Source organism: Streptomyces hilarionis (assembly GCF_024539675.1).
Lineage (GTDB): Bacteria > Actinomycetota > Actinomycetes > Streptomycetales > Streptomycetaceae > Streptomyces > Streptomyces hilarionis.
This window is the reverse complement of sequence record NZ_JAHHIT010000609.1, coordinates 1-313: the sequence shown is the minus strand read 5'-3', so window position 1 is coordinate 313 and position 313 is coordinate 1. Positions and strand designations below refer to the sequence as shown.

Below are 313 nucleotides of genomic sequence, written 5' to 3'. Positions count from 1 at the left end.
GATAAACCTGATAGCTGTAGATGACGGTCTCGATAGTGACCTCGACATCTGCAGGAAATTGGGTCTTCGACGCCTCATACACGTAGTCGATGAAGCGGCTAACGTGCTCCGAGTAGAGCTTATCAGTGTTTACGGCATAGCCCCTACGTGCCAGCCAAGTCGTGTAGTCGGTGAACGGTTTGAACTCGCGTGCCTCGTCGGGCATGCCAGGGTCGAGATGAAGCAGGATGTAGTTAGCCTCGCTCGTAACGGGCGCTTCGACCAAGATGAAGTTCTTCATGAGCTCTTATTCCAAATACCACACCCTATTAGC

General features: G+C 52.1%; 1 protein-coding gene. It reads right to left on the bottom strand.

The genetic code is table 11. The annotated features are described in order from the left end of the window. Window positions 1-280, bottom strand: a 280-nt coding sequence (locus KMS84_RS39710; protein WP_256921515.1) for a hypothetical protein, incomplete at its 3' end; no start/stop codon positions are given. Between the last annotated feature and the right edge of the window lie 33 nt (window positions 281-313).